The sequence below is a fragment of the Providencia sp. 2023EL-00965 genome (assembly GCF_033550225.1).
GTDB classification, from domain to species: domain Bacteria; phylum Pseudomonadota; class Gammaproteobacteria; order Enterobacterales; family Enterobacteriaceae; genus Providencia; species Providencia manganoxydans.
In genome coordinates, this window is sequence record NZ_JAWUEH010000013.1 from 158,056 (window position 1) to 182,457 (window position 24,402).

At 38.8% G+C, this 24,402-nt stretch carries 20 protein-coding genes; 4 read left to right on the forward strand and 16 right to left on the reverse strand.

Annotated elements, in window-relative coordinates:
• Positions 1-11: 11 nt before the first annotated feature.
• Positions 12-779, reverse strand: coding sequence for a HisA/HisF-related TIM barrel protein (locus SC428_RS16460; protein ID WP_070925228.1), 768 nt, complete (start codon positions 777-779; stop codon positions 12-14).
• A 332-nt stretch (positions 780-1,111) separates the two neighbouring features.
• Between SC428_RS16460 and clcA the strand changes: the two genes are divergently transcribed.
• Positions 1,112-2,512 carry a H(+)/Cl(-) exchange transporter ClcA gene (clcA, locus tag SC428_RS16465; protein ID WP_318708886.1) on the forward strand — a complete coding sequence of 467 codons (1,401 nt, stop codon included), beginning with the start codon at positions 1,112-1,114 and terminating at the stop codon, positions 2,510-2,512.
• A gap of 42 nt (positions 2,513-2,554) precedes the next feature.
• Here the strand turns inward: clcA and tehB are convergent, their stop codons facing one another.
• The 5 genes from tehB to SC428_RS16490 all read right to left on the reverse strand — a co-directional run bounded on the left by tehB (position 2,555) and on the right by SC428_RS16490 (position 7,348).
• Entirely contained in the window at positions 2,555-3,442 is an 888-nt protein-coding gene (tehB, locus tag SC428_RS16470; RefSeq protein ID WP_318708888.1) for an SAM-dependent methyltransferase TehB, read from the reverse strand.
• 273 nt (positions 3,443-3,715) lie between these two features.
• Entirely contained in the window at positions 3,716-4,795 is a 1,080-nt protein-coding gene (locus SC428_RS16475; RefSeq protein ID WP_070925225.1) for a linear amide C-N hydrolase, read from the reverse strand.
• 273 nt (positions 4,796-5,068) lie between these two features.
• Complete coding sequence (locus tag SC428_RS16480; RefSeq protein ID WP_070925224.1) at positions 5,069-5,878, reverse strand: topoisomerase IV; 810 nt, start codon at positions 5,876-5,878, stop codon at positions 5,069-5,071.
• A gap of 319 nt (positions 5,879-6,197) precedes the next feature.
• Complete coding sequence (locus SC428_RS16485; RefSeq protein ID WP_070925223.1) at positions 6,198-6,776, reverse strand: YceI family protein; 579 nt, start codon at positions 6,774-6,776, stop codon at positions 6,198-6,200.
• Positions 6,777-6,790: 14 nt separating this feature from the next.
• Complete coding sequence (locus tag SC428_RS16490; protein ID WP_272580167.1) at positions 6,791-7,348, reverse strand: cytochrome b; 558 nt, start codon at positions 7,346-7,348, stop codon at positions 6,791-6,793.
• Positions 7,349-7,760: 412 nt separating this feature from the next.
• On the opposite strand from SC428_RS16490, the gene SC428_RS16495 reads away from it, so the two are divergent.
• Entirely contained in the window at positions 7,761-8,399 is a 639-nt protein-coding gene (locus tag SC428_RS16495) for a glutathione S-transferase family protein (RefSeq protein ID WP_318708891.1), read from the forward strand.
• Positions 8,400-8,729: 330 nt separating this feature from the next.
• On the opposite strand, the gene SC428_RS16500 is transcribed toward SC428_RS16495, so the two are convergent.
• Positions 8,730-9,347, reverse strand: coding sequence for a malonate decarboxylase holo-ACP synthase (locus SC428_RS16500; protein ID WP_140182829.1), 618 nt, complete (start codon positions 9,345-9,347; stop codon positions 8,730-8,732).
• Positions 9,348-9,564: 217 nt separating this feature from the next.
• Here SC428_RS16500 and SC428_RS16505 point away from each other — a divergent pair, with 217 nt between their 5' ends.
• Both SC428_RS16505 and SC428_RS16510 read left to right on the forward strand, forming a co-directional pair.
• The gene (locus SC428_RS16505; RefSeq protein ID WP_070925219.1) at positions 9,565-10,533 is read left to right on the forward strand and encodes an FUSC family protein; all 969 of its coding nucleotides are present in this window, start codon (positions 9,565-9,567) and stop codon (positions 10,531-10,533) included.
• Positions 10,534-11,121: 588 nt separating this feature from the next.
• Positions 11,122-11,763 carry an NAD(P)-dependent oxidoreductase gene (locus SC428_RS16510; RefSeq protein ID WP_318708894.1) on the forward strand — a complete coding sequence of 214 codons (642 nt, stop codon included), beginning with the start codon at positions 11,122-11,124 and terminating at the stop codon, positions 11,761-11,763.
• Positions 11,764-11,820: 57 nt separating this feature from the next.
• Here the strand turns inward: SC428_RS16510 and SC428_RS16515 are convergent, their stop codons facing one another.
• From SC428_RS16515 to iolG, 9 genes are all read right to left on the reverse strand, one after another.
• Positions 11,821-12,933: a class II histone deacetylase gene (locus SC428_RS16515; protein ID WP_318708896.1), complete on the reverse strand. Its 1,113-nt coding sequence runs from the start codon at positions 12,931-12,933 to the stop codon at positions 11,821-11,823.
• 285 nt (positions 12,934-13,218) lie between these two features.
• Positions 13,219-14,052, reverse strand: a complete 834-nt coding sequence (gene iolB / locus SC428_RS16520; protein WP_318708898.1) for a 5-deoxy-glucuronate isomerase — start codon at positions 14,050-14,052, stop codon at positions 13,219-13,221.
• Positions 14,053-14,130: 78 nt separating this feature from the next.
• On the reverse strand, positions 14,131-15,024 hold the full coding sequence (gene iolE / locus SC428_RS16525; RefSeq protein ID WP_140182832.1) for a myo-inosose-2 dehydratase: 894 nt from the start codon (positions 15,022-15,024) through the stop codon (positions 14,131-14,133).
• Positions 15,025-15,056: 32 nt separating this feature from the next.
• On the reverse strand, positions 15,057-16,961 hold the full coding sequence (locus SC428_RS16530) for a bifunctional 5-dehydro-2-deoxygluconokinase/5-dehydro-2-deoxyphosphogluconate aldolase (protein ID WP_070925214.1): 1,905 nt from the start codon (positions 16,959-16,961) through the stop codon (positions 15,057-15,059).
• 20 nt (positions 16,962-16,981) lie between these two features.
• Positions 16,982-18,115: a Gfo/Idh/MocA family oxidoreductase gene (locus tag SC428_RS16535; protein ID WP_318708903.1), complete on the reverse strand. Its 1,134-nt coding sequence runs from the start codon at positions 18,113-18,115 to the stop codon at positions 16,982-16,984.
• A 278-nt stretch (positions 18,116-18,393) separates the two neighbouring features.
• Positions 18,394-19,098 (reverse strand): 3'-5' exonuclease, encoded by a 705-nt coding sequence (locus SC428_RS16540; protein WP_070925213.1) that lies wholly within the window; start codon positions 19,096-19,098, stop codon positions 18,394-18,396.
• Entirely contained in the window at positions 19,095-20,966 is a 1,872-nt protein-coding gene (locus tag SC428_RS16545; protein WP_318708905.1) for a DUF294 nucleotidyltransferase-like domain-containing protein, read from the reverse strand. Before SC428_RS16545 ends, SC428_RS16540 begins: the two co-directional genes overlap by 4 nt.
• Positions 20,967-20,981: 15 nt before the next feature.
• Entirely contained in the window at positions 20,982-22,670 is a 1,689-nt protein-coding gene (locus tag SC428_RS16550; protein WP_070925211.1) for a solute:sodium symporter family transporter, read from the reverse strand.
• 123 nt (positions 22,671-22,793) lie between these two features.
• A complete protein-coding gene (iolG, locus tag SC428_RS16555; RefSeq protein WP_070925210.1) occupies positions 22,794-23,780 on the reverse strand; it encodes an inositol 2-dehydrogenase in 987 nt (328 codons plus the stop codon).
• Between the last annotated feature and the right edge of the window lie 622 nt (positions 23,781-24,402).

Below are 24,402 nucleotides of genomic sequence, written 5' to 3' on the forward strand. Positions count from 1 at the left end.
GATTAATTAAATTATACTATCGATAAAATACTAGGTATATTTATTATACCTATATGAAGTGCTTGCCCAAGTATCACACCTTCAATACCTAGCTCTCGCATGTCAGATAATGTGATAATATCATTTAAAGATGAAACACCACCACCAGCAATAATAGGACTATCAGTTTTAGCACAAACTTTTTTTAATAAATCAAAATTTGGTTTACTTAACATTCCGCCTTTTTCAACGTCTGTGACGACATAACGTAAGCAGCCTAACTTATTTAATTTGTCTAATACTGGCCACAATAAACCACCATTCACTCTCCATCCTCGGCTCGTTAAGTAATAATCACCATTAATTTGTTTAACATCTAAAGCAATAGCGATTTTATTACCATGTTCTTTGATTACCTTTTCACACCACTTTATATTTTCTAATACCGCAGTACCAATATTTACTCTTTCGCATCCTAAATTCAATGCACGCTCAAGTGTTCTATCATCCCGTATTCCACCACATACTTGAGCACGAACATGTGACATTGAAATTGCTTGTTTCACCGCTTGATAATTATCACCAGTACCTGCTGCTGCATTTAAATCAACGATATGTACTTTTTTTGCTCCTTCATTCTGCCATTTGTTAATAACTTCAGTCGGTGTTCCAAGGATCATCTTACTGACGTGAGATTGATCATAAGAGTTTTCTAACGTCATTTTGATTGCAGCTTGTGAAACCATAGCAAAACCAGACACGATATCAATTGATGGGTAAATATCGAATGGAGTGGTCATACTTACCCCCTTATTGAAACTGAATGTAGACGCTAGATATTAATTCACTGATTATTTAGCTTACAAATTCAATAAAGATCAGTTTCTATTCATTGTTATCACTATTGAAATAAATTATTCCCCATATGCAAATAATTAGGCTTATATATTGAATTACCTACACATTAAAATCATATTTCAATAGTTATAAAGTGCTGGTGCTTTCTCTATAACTCATTTTATTTCTTAAATAAAATACCTACTCATATTTTTATGATATGGTTGCCTTATTCTTTGTTATGCTAGAATTATTGTTGTTTTGTTACCAATCATAAATAGAGAGTCATAAAGAGATGTCCGAACAAAGTCCTATTAGTCAGTCCGCGATGAAGTATCGTTTCGGAATACTCAGACGATTAAAAGAATCCAATAAAACTCCACTTGCTATCTTATTATTGGCCGCTTTAATTGGCGCATTTGTTGGTCTAGTAGGTTCTCTTTTTGAATTGGGTACTACGTGGGTCAGTGACTATCGCAGTAGTACCGTTAGTCAATATGTCACTGATAAATGGCTAATCATCCCAGCAATGTTTGCAGTATCAGCCATACTCGCCATGATTGGTTATTATCTTGTCAAAAAGATATCGCCTGAATCAGGTGGCTCTGGTATCCCTGAAATTGAAGGTGCTCTACAAGATTTGCGACCTGTTCGTTGGTGGCGAGTGATCCCTGTAAAGTTTTTTGGTGGATTAGGTGCTTTAGGCTCAGGTATGGTACTTGGTCGTGAAGGCCCAACAGTCCAGCTTGGGGCAAATATTAGCCAAATGTTTTATGACATTTTCCGTGTTAAAAATAATGAGTCACGCCATACTTTATTAGCTGCTGGTGCAGCAGCAGGTTTATCAACTGCCTTTAATGCTCCTCTTGCAGGTATTTTATTTGTTATTGAAGAAATGCGTCCTCAATTCAAATATAGCCTCATTTCTATTAAAGCAGTATTTATTGGTTCGATTACATCAACCATCGTGTATCAATTAATCAGTGGTCAGGCTGCAATCTTAAATGTTGGACATTTCTCATCAGCTCCATTGAATACACTTTGGCTCTACTTAATTCTAGGCATGCTATTTGGCGTTATTGGTATTTGTTTTAATAATTTCTTACTTTACTTGCAAACAAAATTCCTCGCATTCTATAAAGATAAAGTTTCTCGGTTTGTGCTCATGGGTGGCCTAATTGGTGGCTGCTGTGGGGCGATTGGTGTGTATATGCCAGAAATTGTTGGTGGCGGTTTTTCAGTGATCCATCAGATGATGGCAGGTAGTTTCACTGTGACTATCCTATTGTTATTTTTCGCTCTGCGTTTTTTAACCTCTACAATTAGCTTTAGCTCAGGAGCACCTGGCGGAATTTTCTCCCCACTTCTCGCATTAGGTACGCTTTTCGGTGGAATTTATGGTTACTGTATACAAGAAATATTTCCTGATTATCCGATTGAGATTGGAACTTTTGCTATTGCGGGTATGGGGGCATTATTTGCCGCAACAGTACGAGCGCCACTAACCGGTTTAGTTTTAGTACTTGAAATGACAAGTAATTATCAGTTGATTTTACCGATGATTATTACTTGTTTAGGAGCAACTATGGTTGCACAGCTACTTGGTGGCAGACCGCTCTACTCGGTTTTATTAGAAAGAACCTTGCAAAGAAGTTCACAGCAAAAATCAAATGACCAAGCAAAAGCAACAAACTAAGCTTAATGATTTAGCGGGATACTCATGTATCCCGCAATAATATTATTTTTTCTTCGCAATCAATGTCGCAAAATTAAGTTTAATACGGTTACCATCCGCATCAGTGCGATGCAAATGTCCAGGATCTTCGTTGTACTTTAAAATTTCCCAATCTTGATAATACTCTTGAAGCTCACCGGCTTTGAGGAAACATTTGAATGGGATCAAATCAAGTGGTGCATCTGGTGTTTCAACTGGGCAAACAATTAAATTAATACCGCCAGATAATGTGTGCGCCTGCATATCGGCAATAACATTAGCAATGTTCTCTCTCTGTAAAAACATTAGAACAACCGTCGATATAATCAGGTCATAGTCACCTTTTATTTGATGGCTATTAATATCATAAACGGCGGTCTTGATATTTTCGATCTCTGCTTGTCTTTTTACAAACTCAATTGCTTGAATGTGTTGTGGGTTAATATCCACAGCAGTGACATCATAGCCTTGCAGAGCAAGATAAAAACTATTACGTCCGCGTCCTGAGCCGAGATCAAGCGTTTTACATGGTTGAGATAGGTGATTTTCACATAAAAATCTGACTTCCGAATGTGGGATAGTCAAGCCATATTCTTTATAAAATTTAATCTCTGGCTGACATAAAAATGAGAGCTGGCATTGCATATCATCACTACAAGCAGCAATTCGATGCCAAACTTGTGGAGCAATAAGTGGCGGTTGATTATCCACATCAAATGTAAATTTCTGCTCACTGCCATCATCAGCAAAAATGATAAAATCTAGCGTTCCTGCTAAAACACGAAGCTGAGCATAAGTATCCTCTTTCGTGTTATGTCTGTCTTGAAACATCAACGGAAGAGACGCTTTATCCCATACAGGCATCGTTTTGTAGCAAACTAATTCACTCATACCATCACCTTTAAGTTGCATATTAAATACATCTTATAGTTTTATTGAATAAGCTGCAAAGGTTTCATGATGAGATAGATATTGACTTGATTAAAATCAACCTTCTGGCTATTAGGTGGTTTCAGACTGCTGATAAACTTATTATATTTGGTGCCAATAAATAAGATTTTGAAATTAATAAGTAAAATCAACTCATTGATTTTCGACTGAGAACACGAAGTGGGAAAAAACGCTTTTATCCCACTTCGTCAATAATTTCAATCTTCTGTTTACTCAGAAGGTTGTCGAAAAAACTTAATATCCAAGTTGTTTCGCAGAAAGCCCTAGGAACTCAAATGGCTTACTATCAACATACTCTTTGGTCGCATCACCTGAAAAAATATGATCCTGCTCTACACCTAAATCTAATTTTTTAACCTTACCTGTTTCAGCTGAAAAGTCGATTTTCTTCAAATCTGTCCAAAAAATATTTGGGGTTAGTGCTGATTCGAAAAAGTAGAGTTGGCGTTTATGGTCAACAAGCGTCCGCCAACGCGTTGATGAAATTTCTGGAGAATTTTCTGTTGTTAAACCATAAGGAACTGAGACATTACGAATAACACCAAATACACTGGCTACCGCTTTATTTGGCGTTGTGTGTTGTGGGATGGCATTAATATAAAATTGAGCTCGGGCAAACCTATCCGCCGAACGATTCGTCCCTGGCAACATCACTGTACCACCAATTCCTTGCCAATATTCCTGCATCGCTAGCTGTTTCTCGTAAGTCGGAGAGTTTGTCATCACCTGATATTGGCGGCTGTGGTGGATCACTTGTTTACCATCAATATATTCAATAATCGCACTATCGCCGCTCGCATCTGATAATGATAAGTGCAATGTCGCCAAGCGATCTTGACCTGGTACATTATCGGTCATGACCACTAAAGGTGTTTTTTCCAGTGCCTCTACAGCTTCAGCAACAGATGCATAATTATCAAGCATATATTGTGCCCATAGAGAAATAGATAATGCAGGCTGCTTATCATCCGCTTGTGGATACTTAGATTCTGCTAACCATAAAAGATTAGTAACTAAACCTTTTTCATTAACACCATCTGTTGTAGAAATATCATAACCAGAAGCAATCACGCTGCCATATTTGGATTTCCATTTAAGAGAATTAGGCCCAGCAATCCCATCTCTTTCCATACCGCGAGGAAAAATCCATAAATTAGTTCCAATATCATATTTCCAATCCATTGTTCTTGCGGTCATGGTTTGCTGATCATCGCCTAAATAAACCACTCTAGTACAAGCTTGGGTGACGATTGAAGGGACGTATACCGCGGCCGCTGTTAGCAGAGCAACCATACTTTTCTTAACAAATGACATCCTACCTCCTCGATAAAATTCAAACTTATCGTAACCCTATAATAATAAACTAACACAATAGAATATATTAATGGTAATCAATTAAGACGCCCATTGGCTTAGCCATAGAATTTAACTCTGAAAGTATAGAAGAATTACTTAGCTTGCACAGCCATTTGAAACATTCAATAACAATAAAATGCTATTTAGTCATTAAAATAGAGGAAGTAATAGGCCGTATTTGACTGCCGAATGGCAAAAGACCCCATAATAAATGGGGTCTGCTATTTGTTACTACTGATTAGCACTTGAAAATAAGGTTCTTAAAAAAGCGGCTTTTTGTTTATTATCAGGCATCGCAAGAATGTGGTCATAGAAGCTAATAGAAATACGACAAGTTAAAGCTGGCTTTTGTTTTGCTTGCTCTAAGTTCGCAAGTAATTGAGTTTCCTTGCCGTATTGTGCTGCCAGTTTCTCTTGTAAACTGGTTAAAATCGCCATTTGTTCTTCATTAGTTAATGTTGGCTGTTTGATATTGGACTCACTTGAAATTAGCAAATCATTGGTTGCTGCTAATTGCTTAAGTAACATTGCATGGCTTTTTTGTGGTGGAATAACGGCCGCAGAATCGCGTAAATAAGGGAATAGTGAATAGAAACAAGTTTGCCCTGTTGGATCAGCCTCTAGTAACACTTTTAAATAATCATTCACTTTATGAGTAAAATTAATCACTGAGTCATCTGTTGCATAGGGCATACGCTCAATCACTAACTTCATCACGCTAGCAACCACTTGATCAAACATTTGTCGAGTCAGTAACTCGTTCGATGGATCATACTCACGCACGATTTGTTCTAGGCTCTGATACGCGACAGGGCTCATTTTTTTAATCGTTTCAATAACAGGCATCTGCTCTTCTAATTTCGACAATGCCTCTACTTGGCTCACGCTTAATGGTGCCGTTAAAACATCTTCTTGAACCTCAGCATTCGTCTGTGTTGATAATGTATTATCATCCTTGCCTAACCAATAAAATCCGATGGCAAATGCAATAAAAATAACAACAACAACCAGTGCTGTTTTGCGTGAATTTTTTGTCTCCAAGGGGCTTACCTTTATATCTAGATACCTATTAATTTTTCAATTGATTTATTTAAATAAATTTTATTTATAAAAACCAATTGATTTTCTATACATTCTACCTTGTTATAAAGTTCTCAAGCTATAGGAAAAAAGGAAATTAACCATATTATTTCGAGGATCAATTGAGTATCAGCTGCGTGAGACTCTGAAAGTCGAGAAAACGATGTCGCGAGTGCCATCGCTATGCCTTAAAGATGTATGCTTTCATACAAAAAACTATAAATAAATGTAAAAAGCCCCAATACATAAATGTATTGGGGCTTTTTCAGCTAATTAGGCATTACTTCTCTTGAACACCTTCAACTGAAATCAGCAATTCTGCTTCTTGTGATTTTGGACCAAGATCAGATTTAATGTTGAAATCTTTCAGCTTGATATTACCTTGAGCTTCAAAACCAGCACGGTAGCCACCCCATGGATCTTTACCTTCACCCATTAGTTTTGCATCTAAAGTAATTGGTTTTGTCACACCATTTAAAGTGAAATCACCAGTGATCTTATAAATTTCACCTTCTTTTTTCACTTCTGTTGAAACAAATTTCGCTTCTGGGAATTTTGCTGCATTTAAGAAATCACCACTACGCAAGTGTTTATCGCGCTCTGCATGATTAGTATCGATGCTGCCTGTTTTGATAGTGACTTCAACTTTGTCCTTTGCAGGATCTTTTGCATCATAGGTAAAGCTACCATCAAAATCTTTAAAGCTACCGTAAACCCAGCTATAACCTAAATGTTGGATACGGAATTCGATAAATGCGTGCTGACCTTGTTTATCAAATTTATAGGTTTCTGCTAAAGCTGAACCTGCGGTTAAAAATAAAGCTCCAGCAGCTAAACCAAGAACTGTTTTCTTAAACATATTTATCTCCACGTTTATTTATCGGGATTAAAACCCAACATTCTTTTTAAAGTAATATCACCATCAAAGAAGTGATGTTTAAATGCCGCAAAGGCATGTAAAACTGATAGCAAAACAACGGCCCAAGCAAGATATAGATGAACTTCACCTGCGGTATCTGCCTGTGTTGCTGCTCCAGTAAATAAAGCCGGTACTTCGAACCATCCAAATACACTAATTGGCTGGCCATCAGCGGTTGAAATTAAATATCCACTGATCAGGATACTAAATAAAATAATATAGATGAGAATCTGTGCAATTGCTGAACTTAATCTCGTTAAGCGACTATAACTCTCAAGAGGCTTAGGTGGTGGCGAAATAAAACGCCAAACCACACGAAATGCCATAACAATAAATAATAAAATACCTATACTTTTATGAATTTCGGGAGCTTGATGATACCAGCTATCATAATAACCAAGTGTCACCATCCATAAACCTAATGCGAACATTCCATATACGACGATCGCAACCAACCAGTGAACGAGCAAAGAGATATGCCCGTAACGTGTGGCACTATTTTTCCATTGCATATAAATAACCTTGTAAATTAAAAGGTAATTGAGCGTTTTAATAAACTGCTGTAATCATAAGGGTTATCAAAAATTATTCCTATCCCTAACTTAAACAAATATTTTGTTGATGATATTCAAATACGGTCACCATCCTTAATATTTTTTATAAATAGTGATTTGTCGAGCTTTAGATATTAAATATTAATAAAATTATCTTCAGTTTTTGTAAACAAAAGAAACCATTTATTTTTATTACTCGCCTTTGGTTAATATTTTGGTTATATCTTATAATTAAAAAATATAGACTATTGTTCATTCTTTTGTAAAAAGGCATTTGTAGGTTCTCTAAAACCCCTTTAAATTGTTAAATTCGTATCGTCTCAATCTCATCTTTCATTTTCAGACCTATCGCCCCATGGAGCAAGTGACTATGTACAAACTTTGGATAGCCAATAAAAATTACTCCTCTTGGTCTTTACGTCCTTGGATCTTACTGAAAGTACTGAATATTCCTTTTGATGAAAATATCTGCTATTTCGAAGTCGGAATTGGAAAAAGTAGCCACGATAAATTTAAAAGCTTTTCTCCATCGGGTTTAGTGCCTTGTTTAGTCGATGGGAAACAAACTGTATGGGACTCACTCGCTATTAGTGAATATTTATATGAAGAATACCCGCAAGTTTGGCCTACAGATAAAAGTGCACGTACATGGGCGAGATGCGCTAGCGCAGAAATGCATTCTGGATTTTCAGTGCTTCGTCAAACTTGCCCAATGAATCTCTCTCGTCAATCACCCCTTGAAAAAATATCAAGGGAGTTACAAGCTGATCTAAATCGTCTTCAACAATTATGGCAGGAAGGTTTTACCACTTTTGGAGGGCCTTGGTTGGCAGGGGCACAGTTTACCGCGGTAGATGCATTCTTTGCTCCCATCGCATTTAGAATACGAAGCTATCAATTACCTGTCAGCAATGCAGAACAACAATGGGTTGACCGAATGATTGCTTTACCCGCGATGCAAGAGTGGTATCACTCTGCACTTACAGAGCCAGTGGTCGAACACATTTAAGCTAGCAAAGTGGGATAAAAACTCACGTTTCCACTTTGTTAGCCATACTTTCAATAATTCAAATTCCGTTAAGCGGTAAGAGCATCCGTCCCAGAGAGCTTATATACATAATTAATGTGGATGAGCGGCGTTAACAATACGGCAACTTGATATATGACGAGTACATTGATGTAAAAAAATTCAACTGCACGAGCATCAAAATTATTTTTTAAACAATGTGATTGAGTTAGCAGCAACTTTATACCTTAAATAATTCAAGATGCAGCTAAACAACAAGCGAGTAAACGTCGCTCTACAACGCTGTAATAGGAAGAATGACAAGTATCAATATTATAAATTAATATCCCACGGATCGGCAGTCATCACATCACCTCGTGGTGTATGTAGAGTCACTTCGTCATTTTTAAACCATTCAGCCAATGAAAAGCCCCCTTTTGGCGTCTCTACATGAATATCTATACGACATAATGGCGTATTTGCTTTAATGGCAAACTCAGCAAAATCTTCTTTTTGGTGCGGTGTTGGACAACGAATAACCACGTCCAAATCGCCATCTGATAACATACTTTGAATATCAGTAACCAATGTATAAGCGCAACTGCCTGTCACTGCCCATGTCCATGGCCAATTATGCTGTGAAAGAAGTAACAGCACTTGTACTGGTGGTAGTGCAATAAACATGGAACGTTGTAGTTCTCGTGAATTACTGACAAGGGATGCAACATCCATAATATGTGTAATAGATGATTTATCAATTTGTGTAACAAAACGTTGTGAGGGTTTAATACCGCGGATCCCAACTGTAAGTTTATTTTCTGCTGCCGCTTCTCTACGCACGACTAATGGCAATTGTTTATTCCATTGAGAAATCACCCATTCAGGTAATGTTTCTACGGGTAAATCATCAAGACTATTGATCCAAACAAAATCATGTGGCTGCACTTGCATTATCTATTCCTTGTTTTCAATCTAGTGATGCACTATAGGATTATTATGCATTTTTAAGCCACAAAAAAATACCGCGCGGCACATTTATACAAAAACAACTATTTATCGTTTACTTTCAATCGATTTAATTGATTCAAAACGGTAAGCTTATAATTATGTTAATATAAAATCATCTTAATAAATAATAACTTATAAAACCTATTGTGAGCATCTTTTTATGAGGAAAATACCAGCAATCAATGACGGACTCATGTTCAGTGGCTGTATGCTATTAAGTGCTTTAGTGGCATTTGCCATTATGGATGTACAAGCCTCTATGTGGGCCGCATTCTCGACATTGTATGCATTTAACCTATTTAATGCGGCTAAAGAGTACAAAAATTATCTTTATACTTCTTTTTGGCTTGTCATGATCCTCGTCGCGATTTTTATCGGTGATACGCTACGATTAGGTACCGCTTTTTATATCTACCTTACCCTCTTTTCTTTTGTTTATTATCAGCTTTACGGGACTGATCCTGTCATGGATCTGACCATGAAATTTATGATTATTATGTCCACCATTGGAACGATCCTACCTGATATTTCTAAAAGCTTAGCATTTGGATTTATTATTGGTAGCAGCGTCACTTTAATAACCTGTTATTTATTAAGTAAAAAAATGCATCGCCGTGCTATTATTACAGGAAGTTTAGTTGAGCAAAATTTATTTACCTTACGTAAATACATTATTCCTCGTTCAATGACCTATGCAATTGGACTGATGCTGTCATTAACCATCCCACTGATGCTTGGCTTAGGCCATTTTTATTGGACATTACTCACCTTTGTATTTGTATTACACCCAAAATCACAGAGTATCATTCAAATCACCTTACAACGTGTTGCCGGAAGCTTACTCTCTGTCGTGTTGCTTTATTTCTTATTTAATACCCCTTTAATGCCTTATATCGGGTTAGCGGCGATTGTTATTTTCGCATTTCTTATGCCAATGAGCTTTCATCATGGCTATACCTTTATGACATTTGTTGTCACCAGCCTGATCCTTTCAGTACTTGAACAAGTGATTTATTGGCGACATCCTGCTTATGTTCTGTTATTTGATAGAATACTAGAAACCGCATTAGGTGGAGCGATTGCGGTAGCCACCAGTATTATTCTTAGATTATTTAGAGATGCGAAGTAATTTCCTATCAGCCCTGTCATGCAGGGCTAATTCAACATCATGATCCCTCTATTATTTCCAATACGAAGTTACTGTGATTATGATTTCGTCTAGCTGAAAACAACATTCCCGCCCCATTAAAGTAAATAGCAATTATATTCTAAATAATTCGAGATGCAGGTAGGCGACAAGTGAAGATAGGCGGGGAGGATAGATAAACTCTATGACTCGACTCGCTGAGTATAATCAACAACCCTGCAACTTGAAATATAACGAGTCTAGAGTGAATGACAACTAAGAAATCATACAGATTTAAATGCTGTGTTGAGCAAATTATCAATTTTTGCCAATTAGCATTACCACCACAAAATCCATCTTTGCAAAGCCACTCGTAATGAAGAGTAAATTGCTAAGGGAATACCACTACATTTATTAACATTACGTTATACTCAAAGGGTACTCACTAAAAATATGACTATTAAAAATACTCTAATACATCAAGATGCAATTAGGTAAAATGCACCAACAATGAAGCCTGATACAAAGACTGTTTTAGCCTAACACCGCAGCTTGAATAATGATGAGTATAATTAACTTGCGGAGCAAACAATGAAAATATCCATTATTGGAGCAACAGGTTTTGTAGGCAAGGCACTTGTTAATGAAGCGCTGCTTCGCCATCATCAAGTTATGGCTATTTCTCGTCATAGTAATCAACTCTCACAGCATGCTCATTTAATCACTATGGCGGGAGATATTACGGATACCCCTTGGCTAACCGCTCGGCTCCGAGGCCAAGATATTGTGATCAGTGCCTTCAATGGGGGTTGGCAAAACCCTAATTTGTATCAAGATACCATAACGGGTAACCAATCTATCTTACAGGCAGTCCGACAATCAGGCGTAAAACGTTTTATTGTTGTCGGCGGTGCGGGTAGTCTCGAAATAGCGCCAGGTGTCGATTTGATTGATTCCCCTGATTTCCCCGCGGCTATCAAACCGGGTGCCCAAGCCGTAAAAGAATTTAAGCAAACCTTACAAACGATACAAGATCTTGACTGGACATTTGTCTCCCCTGCGGCTGTACTTGAACCTGGAGAACGAACTGAAACATTTAGAATTGCAGGCAACCAACTGTTAATGAATGGGCATGTTCCCGCAAAAATTTCAGTGGAAGATCTTGCTGTCGCCATTCTTGACGAAGCCGAAAAACCAAAATTTATTCGGAAACAATTCACTGCGGCTTACTAACGCATACGCTAATACGGTTTGCCCCTAGAAATAGGGAGCAAACCGATTTTCTCTTAATTACAAACCAAACTTATCTTTGAGCTTATCCAACATTTGTTGTTGAAATAGTTCAAATTCAGCCCTAGGTTGCTGCAAGCCAATAAAATCCAATAGTGGATCTTGGACTTCAGTTCTAACCCCCACCATCTCTTCAATCACCGCTAAACCACAAAATGGTACATAAGCTTCCGAGTAGCCGCCTTCATGAACAATAACCAGCTTTCCATCACATAGCCTATCTGCCGCTTCCATGACTAACTGAGTCATTTCTCGAAAACTTTCACTGTGTAATTGCATTCTTGCCAGTGGGTCTAATGCATTTGCATCATAACCACTAGCAACAATGATCAACTCAGGTTTGAAGCGCTCCAAGGCAGGTATGACTATCTGTTTCATTGCATAGATATAGCTATTGTGGCCAGCACCAGCCAGTAATGGAATATTGAGATTGTACCCTTCGCCTTCACCACCACCAATATCATCTTCACCGCTATACCCCGGAGGAAAACATCCGTCTTGATGCAATGAAATAGTTAAAACATCGGGGCGATCCCAAAAAATATGTTGAGTGCCATTACCGTGGTGCACATCCCAATCAATGACGGCTACACGCTGTATATTAAATTGTTCTTTTGCACGTTCAATCGCTAATGGAATGTTTGCTAGGAAACAAAATCCCATGGATTCATCGGGTAAACAATGGTGCCCAGGTGGTCGAGAAAGGCTATACGCATTATCCAACTCACCGCTAAGTACGGCTTCGACGGCTGCACAGGCTAACCCAGCTGATAATTTAGCAATCTCATAACTACCCGGCCCTAATGGCGCTTCTTTACCTAAGAGCCCGCCACCATTATCGCTGACTTGTTTAAAACGGGTTAAATACGCTTGAGGATGTATTTTTAGCAGAGTTGCTTCACTCGCGGGTTCTGCTGAAGATAAAACAAGAGAACGGCTTAGTCCCGAAACGTCCATTAGGCTCTTTAGTCGCCTTTTAGTTTCAGGGGATTCTGCATGTGAAGCCCCTGCGGGCGGTTGTACCCATCCTCCAACAGGTAACGTGGTTGCGTGCAAGCCGGTACTGTGCCAAAAACAATGCTCATCAAAGAAAAAACCTGTTTTACGCTTCATTACTACCTCACTCATCATGTTTTATTTACATAAAATTAACACAATGAATACATCTGAACAGATTAACATATTAATAATGTGATTGATGTAAAATTAAAACAGCATTAGTTACATTGGTAACCGGCATTAACAGATACTGTTAATATGACAATAAAAAAAGCCAGCAATGAATTGCTGGCAAAGTCTAGATAACAGATTTTGGTTTTGGTATATACCCTAAATAATTCGAGATGCAGCTAAATCGAGTCAATAACACTGCAACTTGAAGTATAATGAGTATAAAAACTACTTTTTATCACGATGTTTAGCTGCATATTCTTCACTATTAACCCAGTTATGATCTTTCTCCCACGTAAAGAGCCATTTACGTGTTGGTCCAGCCATAACATTCAGGTAATAGTTATCATAACCAGCCATTGTTGCCATTGGGTGATAGCCCTTTGGCACCATTACCACGTCTTTATTATAAACAGCCATACACTCATCTAATTCACGATCATCAGTGTAAACACGCTGCATACAGAACCCCTGAGATGGGTTCAAACGATGATAATAGGTCTCTTCCAGATAAGTTTCTGCGGGTTCATTATCAGTATCATGTTTATGACTTGGATAAGAACTTGTGCACCCTTCATCTGTAAATACCTCAACTACGAGTAAGCTGTCTGCTGATTTATTATCTGGAAGAATGTTATGAACATAACGTTTATTGTTTCCATGTCCACGCTGCTCTGCATCGATGTCATTCGGTCCAATTAAACGTGTTGGGTAAGTTCCTTTACCTTTTGCTTGGCATACGGCTAATTCCAGCGCTGTTTCAGCAGTAACTTCAATAGCTTCTTGTGCGGTTACATAAACAGCATAGGGCTTTTTACGCTCAAAAGGATCCATGCGATCACCGATATTAGAAAATGTTTGCTTTGGTGTTTTGACTGTTGCTTTACCCGCAACTAACACTAAACATACCTCATTTTCCGATGCCGGCAAGGAAATCGACTCACCTTGTTTTAGTTCATACACATCAAAGTGGACATACCCCCAATTAGCTGATTCTGGCGTAATATGCTGAGTACGCTTCTGCTCATCTGGTGAATGATACTTTGATAATAATTTAGACATATCGCTTACCTCGGCTCTAACAACATATTTTAAGCTGCGACAATACATCGCAGCTCAAATTATTAACTTCACTGGCGTTTAAATCAGACCTGCATCTTTAGCAAATTTGTGCAAGTTATTATAGCCCAGTGTCGCATAAGTTAATGGATGGGCAATTGCAGGATCTTGCTCCGCTTCAACCACTAACCATCCATTTTCATATTGGCTATTTTTTAATACTTTAAATACCGCTGGATAATCAACACAACCGTCGCCCGGAACAGTAAATACCCCCGCTAATACGGCATTCAAGAAGCTTGTTTTGCGGTTTTTCACATCTTGTAGTACATCAGCACGGACGTCTTTACAGTGAACATGGTTGATACGTTTTGCCCAACGTTTAGCAACTTCAACAGGATCCGCTCCCGCAAAAGTTAAGTGACCAGTATCGAGTAGTAAGCCAACTTCATCACCTGTATATTTCATTAAATTATCAACATCTTCTGCTGATTCAATGACGGTTCCCATATGGTGGTGATAAGCAATTTGGACCCCTTGTGACAAGGTGTATTTTGCAAATTCAGTCAGTTTTCTACCGTACTCTTCCCACTGATCTGCGGGGAAAAGTGGACGCATGTGTACAGGTTTGTCTTGATCACCATGAATACAGTGTGTGACTTCAGCAAACACCATCACTTTCGCCCCTAAATCACGCAGTAATGCGAGGTGACCTTGAACCGCTTCAATTTCTTCTTCAACGCTGCGAGTCAGTAATTCCCCTGAATACCAACCAGAAACCAGTTTAAGATCATGTTGTTCCAGGATTGGGCCTAAAACTTCTGCTTTACGCGGAAACTTATTACCGAGTTCAAAACCAACAAATCCTGCCTGACGACCTTCAGTTAAACATGTTTCCAACGGCGTTTCAGCGCCAAGTGTTGGTAAATCATCATTGGTCCATGTCAAAGGGTTAATACCGAGTTGGATTGCCATGATGAGGCTCCTGTGTATAGGTAAAAGTAATATTATTTACGCTGACGCCATAAGGCGATCAGGCCGTGGTAATTGTTTTTAATCGCTTCTACTAGCGCATCATCATCAAGCTCACCCTTCATCCATGCTAATGAAGGCTTACCGAACAATGTGCGGCCTACTGCAAACCCTTTTACAATGGCTTTTCCCGCAGCGGCATTAAAACCTGCTTCTAATTCAGCTTGTGGCGCATCTAACCCCAGTAATACGACACCTCGACAATATGGGTCACGCTCTTGGATCAAGGCATCCACTTCATCCCAATTTTCGGATTGCAGTGGTGGAAGCTTCCACCAGTCAGGTTTGATACCTAAGTTATAGAAACGTTTAATTGCACGTAGATAAAGTTCGTCATTACGTTCCATATCCGCAGGTAAAATAACTTCAAGTAATAATTCATGCCCAGATTGGCAGCAGGCGCTATAGACTTCTTGAACTGTTTTTTCCTGCTCTAAACGTAATGGGTGATTATCTTCTGGATGGAAGAAAACCAAGCATTTTACGATATGCTCTTTTGGCCAACTAACTAGCTGAGAGCCAATATTGCCATGCTCTAGACACAGTGGACGAGAAGCGGGTAGCTCAATAGGTCGACCAATCCACCAGCCTCTACCTGTAACATCATTCAACACATCTTGGCCAAAAGTGCTGTCGCACAACAACCCTGCTTTACCTTGTAACTCGGCTTCTTCAGCAACTTCACAGCTAGCACGAAAGATCAGTTTTTTCAGATAAGGAATACATGAAATATCTGCACCCGCAGCTCTTGCCATATCAACAAATTGAATACGATGGTCAAAGGCCATTACGCACAATTCATTCCATTGTGTTCCGCGAGTCGTCACACGATGTAAATGATTCAACATAGGATCTAAGTCCGGACGAGGTACAGCCGCAGCACGTTCTAAATAATTATCGAGCTCGACTTTACTTGGCATCGCTGGAGCACAGCCATGACGTGAGACGACTAAAGCCCCACAGGCATTCGCATAAGTACAGGCTTTCTCCCAGCCTTCACCATTTAGATACCCACGTAGTAAACCTGACATAAAGGCATCACCAGCCCCTAAAACATTAAGTACTTCGACACGAACCCCTTTTACGGTGATCCCTTCATCTAATGTTTCAGGGATCGCTTGAGTAAATACAGAGCATCCCAATGCACCGCGTTTACAAACTAGCTCTGCATCAGTCAATTGGCGAATATTTTTCAGAGCTTGAATAGTGTCAGTCGATCCACCTGCAATGTGAAACTCTTCTTCTGTACCGACTATCAGATCAAATAATGACAAAACTTCTTGCAGCTGTTCCGTCACTTTTTCTGATTCAATAAAACGCGTTTCCCCATCACCAAGAGAGGTCAATCCCCAAAGTACCGGACGATAGTCAATATCAATGGCAGTTTTAACACCATTACGCTTCGCATATTCTAAGGCTTTTAGCACCGCGGAGCGTGTTTTGGGATGAGATAAGTGAGTGCCTGTTATTGCCAAACAACGTGCCGAGGCAATATAGTCTTCGCTGAAATCGTCCGCGGTGATAGCCATATCAGCACAATTTTCACGGTAAAAAATCAGTGGAAAGGTATCTTCATCCTTGATCCCCAAAATCACCAACCCCGTTAATCTATCTTTATCTGTGATTAGATGACTGGTATCGCAACCAACACGTTGTAGCTCTTCACGAAGAAAGCGCCCCATGTGTTCGTCACCCACCCTTGCCAGCATTGATGATTTCAATCCTTGTATTGCTGTGCCATATGCAACGTTGCCGGAAGAACCGCCTAAGTACTTTGCAAAACTACTCATATCTTCTAGACGTGAACCTATCTGCTGCCCATATAGGTCAACGGCAATACGGCCCATGCAGATCACATCTAGTTTCTTCTGCTTATTCATTAATCACCTCTTAAACAGAATTAATTGATTTCAGTGACTTTAACCCAGCGCTGTTCTTCATAAGAACGTGCGATGGCATCAAGAATGCGTGAGACTTTCCAACCTTCTTCGAAGTCAGGCCACATGTTTTCGCCCATTGCGACACCATCAATTAAATCTCGAACTTCAACTGTTTTTTGATCGTTAAACCCAATACCATGCCCTGCACCATTACAGAATGGCGCGTAATCTGGATGCTCAGGGCCCACTAAAATAGTTTTAAAACCTTGGCGGTTACTTGGTTCATCATGTCGATATAGTTTCAACTCAGCCATACGCTCTTGGGTAAAAGATAAGGTCCCTTTCGTTCCTGTGACGACATAGGTCAGTCCCATTTTGCGGCCTGCGGCGATCCTTGAGGTTTCAATTACCCCCATTGCTCCCCCCGAGAAACGTACCATCGCATGCGCCTGATCCTCGTTCTCAACATCAACCATGACAGAAGAACCTGCCTTTTCAGGACGCTGCTTAATAACAATCTCCATATCACCGCAAACCGTCTCAATATCGCCAACTAAGAATTGAGCCATATTAATAATGTGGGCGGATAAATCACCAAGCGCACCTAAACCTGCTTTATCTTTGAAGCAGTGCCAGTGAATTGGGGCGTTAGGATCAGCCATATAGTCTTCATTATGAGTACCATAGAAATGAATAACGTCACCAATTTCGCCATTTGCAATAATTTGTTTTGCAAGTTGCGCAGTTGGATTTTTCATATAGTTAAAACCAACTAATGTTTTAACACCTGCTTTTGCAGCTGCTGCTACCATTTCTTTGGCATCTTGTGAGTTCAAGGCTAACGGCTTCTCGCAATAAACATGTTTACCTTGCTTTATCGCTTCCATAGCCATTTCTTTATGTAAGAAGTTTGGCGAACAAATATCAACAACATCAATGTTTGGATCAGCAACCAGTTTACGCCAGTCATCGGTTGAACGATTAAAGCCCATCTCTTTCGCTCGAGTCTCTGCTAACTCGGGTGTAATTTCTGCGATCATTTCACGAACAAGCTGACCTTTTAATGGGAAAACGGTCGGCGCCTGTGCATATGCGATCGCATGAGCACGACCAATATAACCAGTACCTATCATGCCAATACGGATTTCTTTCATTCTGTACTCTCCCTTCGTGCAGCTCATCTTAGATAGCACAAGCTCAACCGATGTTTGTGCTTGATGTTTTTTAATTGATACTGATGTTATACGGAATATTTATTTCATTTTCAACAAAGCAAGGAATATTAATTTCATTATGTGATCTGGCGTTAATTTTTTATTTAATCATTTAATTTATAAAGAAATAAAAATAAAGCGATTAGATAGAAAGCTTATAAATGAAATAAAATAAAATAAAGGTATAAATGAAATGGAAATTTCAAAAAATACATCAACTATAGTGATCGTTTATAGAGCTGTTTGATGACAGGCGGTTGAGAAGGATAAATCACTTTAGATTGAGCAAGAAATAGCTCTGCGGCAGCAATTGCATCAGAAAGGGCATTATGTGCATCATAATCAGGTAACTGATAACGATTTCGTAGTGCTGACAGACTAAAATCATTACGATTAATATTTTTATGGCTTAATAACGTTTTTTCAATTCGTAAAGTATCAAACCAAATAAATGGTAATTCTTTAATATTCATTGCTTTAGAAAGAAATTCTTGCTCTATCGCACTACCATGAGCCAAAATACACTTATCTTTTGCTTCATGTAAAAAAAGCGCAATAGCATGGGATAATGAGATCCCCTCACTCAATTGCTCTGGTGTGATATGATTAATCACCGCAGTTTCTGCTTTAACTGGCTCGACATCCTTCACATAATAGTGTTGCGCACTTTTAAGGAGAATTCGATTCCCTGCAATCGTAACCATACCGATACTCAAAATTCTGTCTTTTTCAGGGTTTAAACCGGTTGTTTCTATATCAATAGAGAGAATTTTTTGCGCTTCTAACAAACCATCTTCATTGGGTAAAGCCGTTTGTAAAGACTGTTGTAATAATATAGGTAGCTTTTGAGACTTAAGTAATTTCATTCGGCGACGAGCCAAACGTGCTAGTGGCCGTTGAAAACGTAATATAGCGCTTATCATTTCATTATGCCTTTCGCATGATAGCGCTGCTGCGCTGCTTCTTGAGTTCGTGCAATAATGCGAAACGCATCTTTCAAATGATTGCGCTCAAATTGGGTGAGCCGCTGGGGAACAATTAAATTAGTCAATGCATCTCCAGCTAATAATGCTCGACGTTGGCAACCAAACCTAACCTGATTAATAAATAAATACGCTTCTGTTAATTCTTGGCAAGATGCTGCACTAATAATGCCAGAGTCGCGAGCGACCTCAAACCGAGTCATCGTGGATGGTGTAAAAACCCCCGCTTCCAGCGAATACACTCGAGCAAGTTCCACAAGCAAGTTAATAGCTTGCTTTTTAATATTAAACGCGCTGTGATTTTCACCATTTTTGACTAATACAAATTGTCTAAACATACCAAGTGGAGGGTTAATTCGCGTTGAATTCGCCACAAGCATTGAAAGTAATCGTTTACTGCCTTTTAAGTGTGATTCAGCAGAAAGAACCAGTGAGTTAAAAAGAACTTGATTTCCATATAAGAAACGAATATCTAAAAACACAGAGATATTTAATAATGCAAGTTGCTCAGGTTCTTTTAACCACTGTTGATAATAGGCTTGCCAATCCGATAATGGCTTACACCATTTAGGATTTGTCGCCATTATATGACCAGGGCAAAGGGAATACCCACACTCATCCAAGCCATAGCAAACATATTCCGCCAGCTGCCTAAACCAGCCTTCTTCTTCTTTAGTAATATCTCGCGCGAGAATAATGCCATTATCTTGATCCGAGAGGTAATGCATCTCTTGCCTAGCTTGAGATCCTGCTGCAAACCAACAGTAATCGCAAGGTGGTTCCCCAAGCTCTCTTTCTGCAAGCTTCAATAATTGCTTATTAAAAGCATCAGCAATTAATGTCATCATCAATTGGATCGTATGGGATTGAACTCCTGATTCTACTAAGGATTCAAACACGGATTGTCTTTGTATCCCCAGCGCTTTCAATTCATCAAGGCTATCTTGTCGATATATGCGGCTGATTAAATATACCGCTTGCATACTATTTTTTTGTACTAAACTGGTTGCCGTTAAAACACCTGTGATACGGTGATTTGTCATAACTGGTAAGCTACGAATATTATGCTGCATCATTAATTCAATAGCGTTAATAATGGGGGCATTAGCAGAAATTGTTACAGGATTTTCCGTCATAATTTTGCTAACAGGCTTGGTAATATCTAAACCAAGCGCTACAACACGTTTTGTCAAATCTCGATCAGTAATAATTCCCAGTAATACATCACCCGCCATCACTAATGCCGAAGAACGATGCTTCTGCACCATCTCTTGCGCAGCATCTTGAATGCTAGTGCCAGGAGAAATAATAACAATATTTCTATTTTCGATAGAGGAGACAGGATTTAAATAGAGTAAATGATCTTCTGCTAGGCTATTAATTTTTGGGCGTGATGCCAGTCTTTGGCCTTCCTCACATGCAAAATGATGGCAAACGGCTTGGTTTTGCTCCATCGCGATCAACAATGCGTCACGCGAAATGCAATAGAGCAATGTATTTTCTATCGCGACCACTTGATACTCACCGGGGAATTCAGGTGTTTTATTTAACACACTGAATCCAAAAACATCCCCAGAACCAAGCCTTGCTCTTAAGGAACCATCTGCATAACGCTGTTCTACCGCCCCTGTTCTTACCAAATATAAACCTTGGCCTGCAATCTGTTGCGGTTTTAACACTTCCCGTTGCGTCAAATAACTAATTTCAACATTATTGATTAGCTGATTTAACTGTTCTTCATCTAAGCGATCAAAGGGATCTCGCTGTGAGATGAATTGCTTAACCATCGGGATAAGTGATGGTTCCATAAGATCTTAACTCCTTTATGCATTAATAGGTTGAGTTTTTCCTGCTAGCCATGCCTTTGAAAATTTATAAATAATAAAGGTTAAAAATACAGCTGCAAAAATGTAATAGCCGATGATCACATAGCTAGGTGCTCCCTGAGCCAGATAGACATACATAGAAATTGCACCAAGAACAATTAGGCAAGCCGTCGGTGTTGCAAAACGCCATGGAGAAATATCAACTTGCTCGGTATACACTTCTTCATACGGTTTTCCAGGGAAGAAATAGCCAATCGTTAGCATAAAGACAATATTCGCAACAAATAGAATTCCAACTAAATGGAAGAAATGAATATTTAAATCTAAAACAAAATTACAAATTAAATAAGCCGACATACCAAATAACAGACCTAATTTTGCAGCGATAGGAGGTACACGCTTTGTCATTAACCCCACTAACACAACACTCAAGATCGGTGCGTTAAAAATACCTTGCAATTGCTGAATTAAATAGAACAAACCATCTGGTGCATTCGCAACTAAAGGAGCAATAATCATGGTCGCCAATGCTAAAGCAATTCCTAAATATTTACCGACTTTAACAGTCTGTGCTTCAGTTGCATTTTTATTAATACGGTCTTTATAAATATTTACCGTAAATAAGGTCACTGATGAGTTCAATCCACCACTGAATGTTGAGAATACAGCACCAACTACCACTGCGGCAAAAAAGCCAACTAAAAATTCAGGTAAAACCATGTGAACTAAAACAGGATAAGCATTATCTGGATTATCAATTTCACCACTGAGAATATGGAATGCAATAATACCAGGTAGAATAATAATAGATGGGATAATAAGCTTAAAGAATGCACATAGCATTACCCCTTTTTGCCCTTCAGCTAAGTTTTTCGCTCCCAACGATTTTTGGACAATTGACTGATTAGTACACCAAAAAAACATATTTGAAACGATCAACCCAGTAAATAAAGTTGAGAACGGCACTAATGAATCTTCATCACCAATTGAATTAAATTTATCTGGATGCGCTTGATAAACTTCCGTCAAACCAGCCCAAGCGTTACCATCGCCAACATACAGCAAGGCAAATACAGTGACTAACAGCCCACCAATAATCAAACCTGCACCATTAACCGTATCCGCAATCGCAATGGCTTTGATACCACCGAAAATAGCATAAATTGCCCCTAGACCACCAACGCCCCATACCATGATCCACAATGCAGTTGTTTTATCGACATTAAAAACATGTGAAACTTGGAATAAACTTTCAAGAGCAATCGCGCCTGTATATAGGACAATAGGTAACAACGATATAACATACATGGCTAAAAATAGAATGGATGTTATTAATAAAGTGTTTTTATCAAAGCGGCGTTCTAAATATTCTGGAATAGTCGAAATACCTAATTTAAGGTATTTAGGTAAGAAATAAATAGCGAATAATACAATCGTTAATGCAGCCATAACCTCCCAAGCCATTACAATAAAGCCAGTCCTGAAAGATAAGCCATTAAGTCCAACAAGATGTTCCGTTGATAAATTCATTAGTAGCATTGAGCCACCAATATACAGGCCAGTCATAGAGCGGCCACCTAAAAAATATCCCTCAGCAGATGATGTTAAATGTGCATTTCGTGTTTTGTAATAGGCGATCCCTGCAACGAGTAAGGTAAAGCCAATAAATGAAAGTAGAGCCAGCATTAGTACCCCCAAGCCTTTCTATTTATAATTAGCGCATAAATATATGTAAGGTGACTGATGAAGCGGGAAAATGATTCTCCCGCTGTTATTGTTAGTAATCGGTAAAATAAGAGGTAATAAAATTTATAGTTGAACTTCTTTGCCTGTTTTCAATGACTCCAGTGCCTTATCAGCTAAATAAAGCGCTAGCTCACCATCAGTACCCGTTGTTTCTGATTCTGCGCGCCCTGCTAAAATATCGACAAAATGATTCCATTCTGCTTTATACGCTTCATGATAACGTTGCAGGAAGAAAAACTCAGGTTTAGCGGATAAACAACCTACATCGCTTAAGAATTCAACACTGTTCTCTTTAATATTACCTGCTGTTAATAAACCTTTTTCGCCATGTAATTCGATGCGCTGATCGTAGCCATAACCAGAGCGGCGACTGTTTGAAATTGTTGCCATCGCTCCTGAAGGAAATTTTAAGATGATAAATGCAGTATCAATATCCCCTGCTTGCCCAATAGCAGGATCAACAACATTGCTACCTTGTGCATAGACTGAACATGGGTTCTCACCAATCATAAAGCGTGCCATATCAAAGTCATGAATAGTCATATCTCTGAACATACCACCGGATACTTTTACATATTCTGCTGGAGGTGGTGACGGATCCCGTGATGTAATAATTAAAGATTCTGCTTTACCAATTGCGCCTTGTTCAAATAAATTTTTCAGGTGGCGGAACTGGGGGTCATAACGGCGATTAAAGCCAATAAATAGTGGCACATTGTGCTCTTTAACACTTTTTAAACACTGCCTAACACGCTCTAAATCTAAATGTACTGGCTTTTCACAAAAAATAACTTTTTTGTTTTTTGCCGCTAATTCAATTAAATCGGCATGTGTATCGGTTGCAGAAGCAATCAGCACGCCATGGACGTTAGGATCTTGCATTGCTTCGTCGATTGACTGAACCTTTGCTTGGTACTTCTCCGCCAGCGCTACCGCATTTGGTTGGTACGGGTCAATCACAGAGTAAAGTGCGGTTTCTTTGTGGCCGGCAATATTGACAGCATGAACCTGTCCGATACGTCCTGCGCCGAATAGTGCTATATTGAACATTGAAATGCTCCTTGAGGCTATAAATCCACTATTAGGATATGATGAAATATAACAAATAAAACATTCATTTCAATTTATAATTAATTGAAAATTATGTTTTTGAGGACTGGGTAACAATTGTCATATTAAAGTGGTTTTTTAGTGTTACTCTGATCACAAAATAACAATAAGAACTCAATCAATTAAGCTAGAAAGAGGTCAAACCATCACAATAGGAGGGGTTTAAAATCAGACAAGGAAAGACTTTAAGTTAAATTTTGAAACGTATGTTTCGCTTTTTGTTTTTTTGTCACAGTTGCTCTTATCAATGATAACTCAACTTTTGCATTAACAAAACCCATCCCCCTCGGTTCACACTACAAGGGTTGTGAGCTGTCAAAATTCATTCGGATCTATCTAGTAAGCCTAATAATCTATAATTATATTGAATAATAATTATAATAAATTCATGCACTAGTTAACGAATTAAAAATCAGACGAATATCAGAATGCTTAACAATACCATATTTGCTAAATCTGCTAATCTTTTGGCGGGTGCTTAACCCTTTTGGGTTTAAGCATTTATTCATAGCCCAAAATGGAAAAGCCCCGATGATTGAGTTTTTATGTTCAACCATCGAGG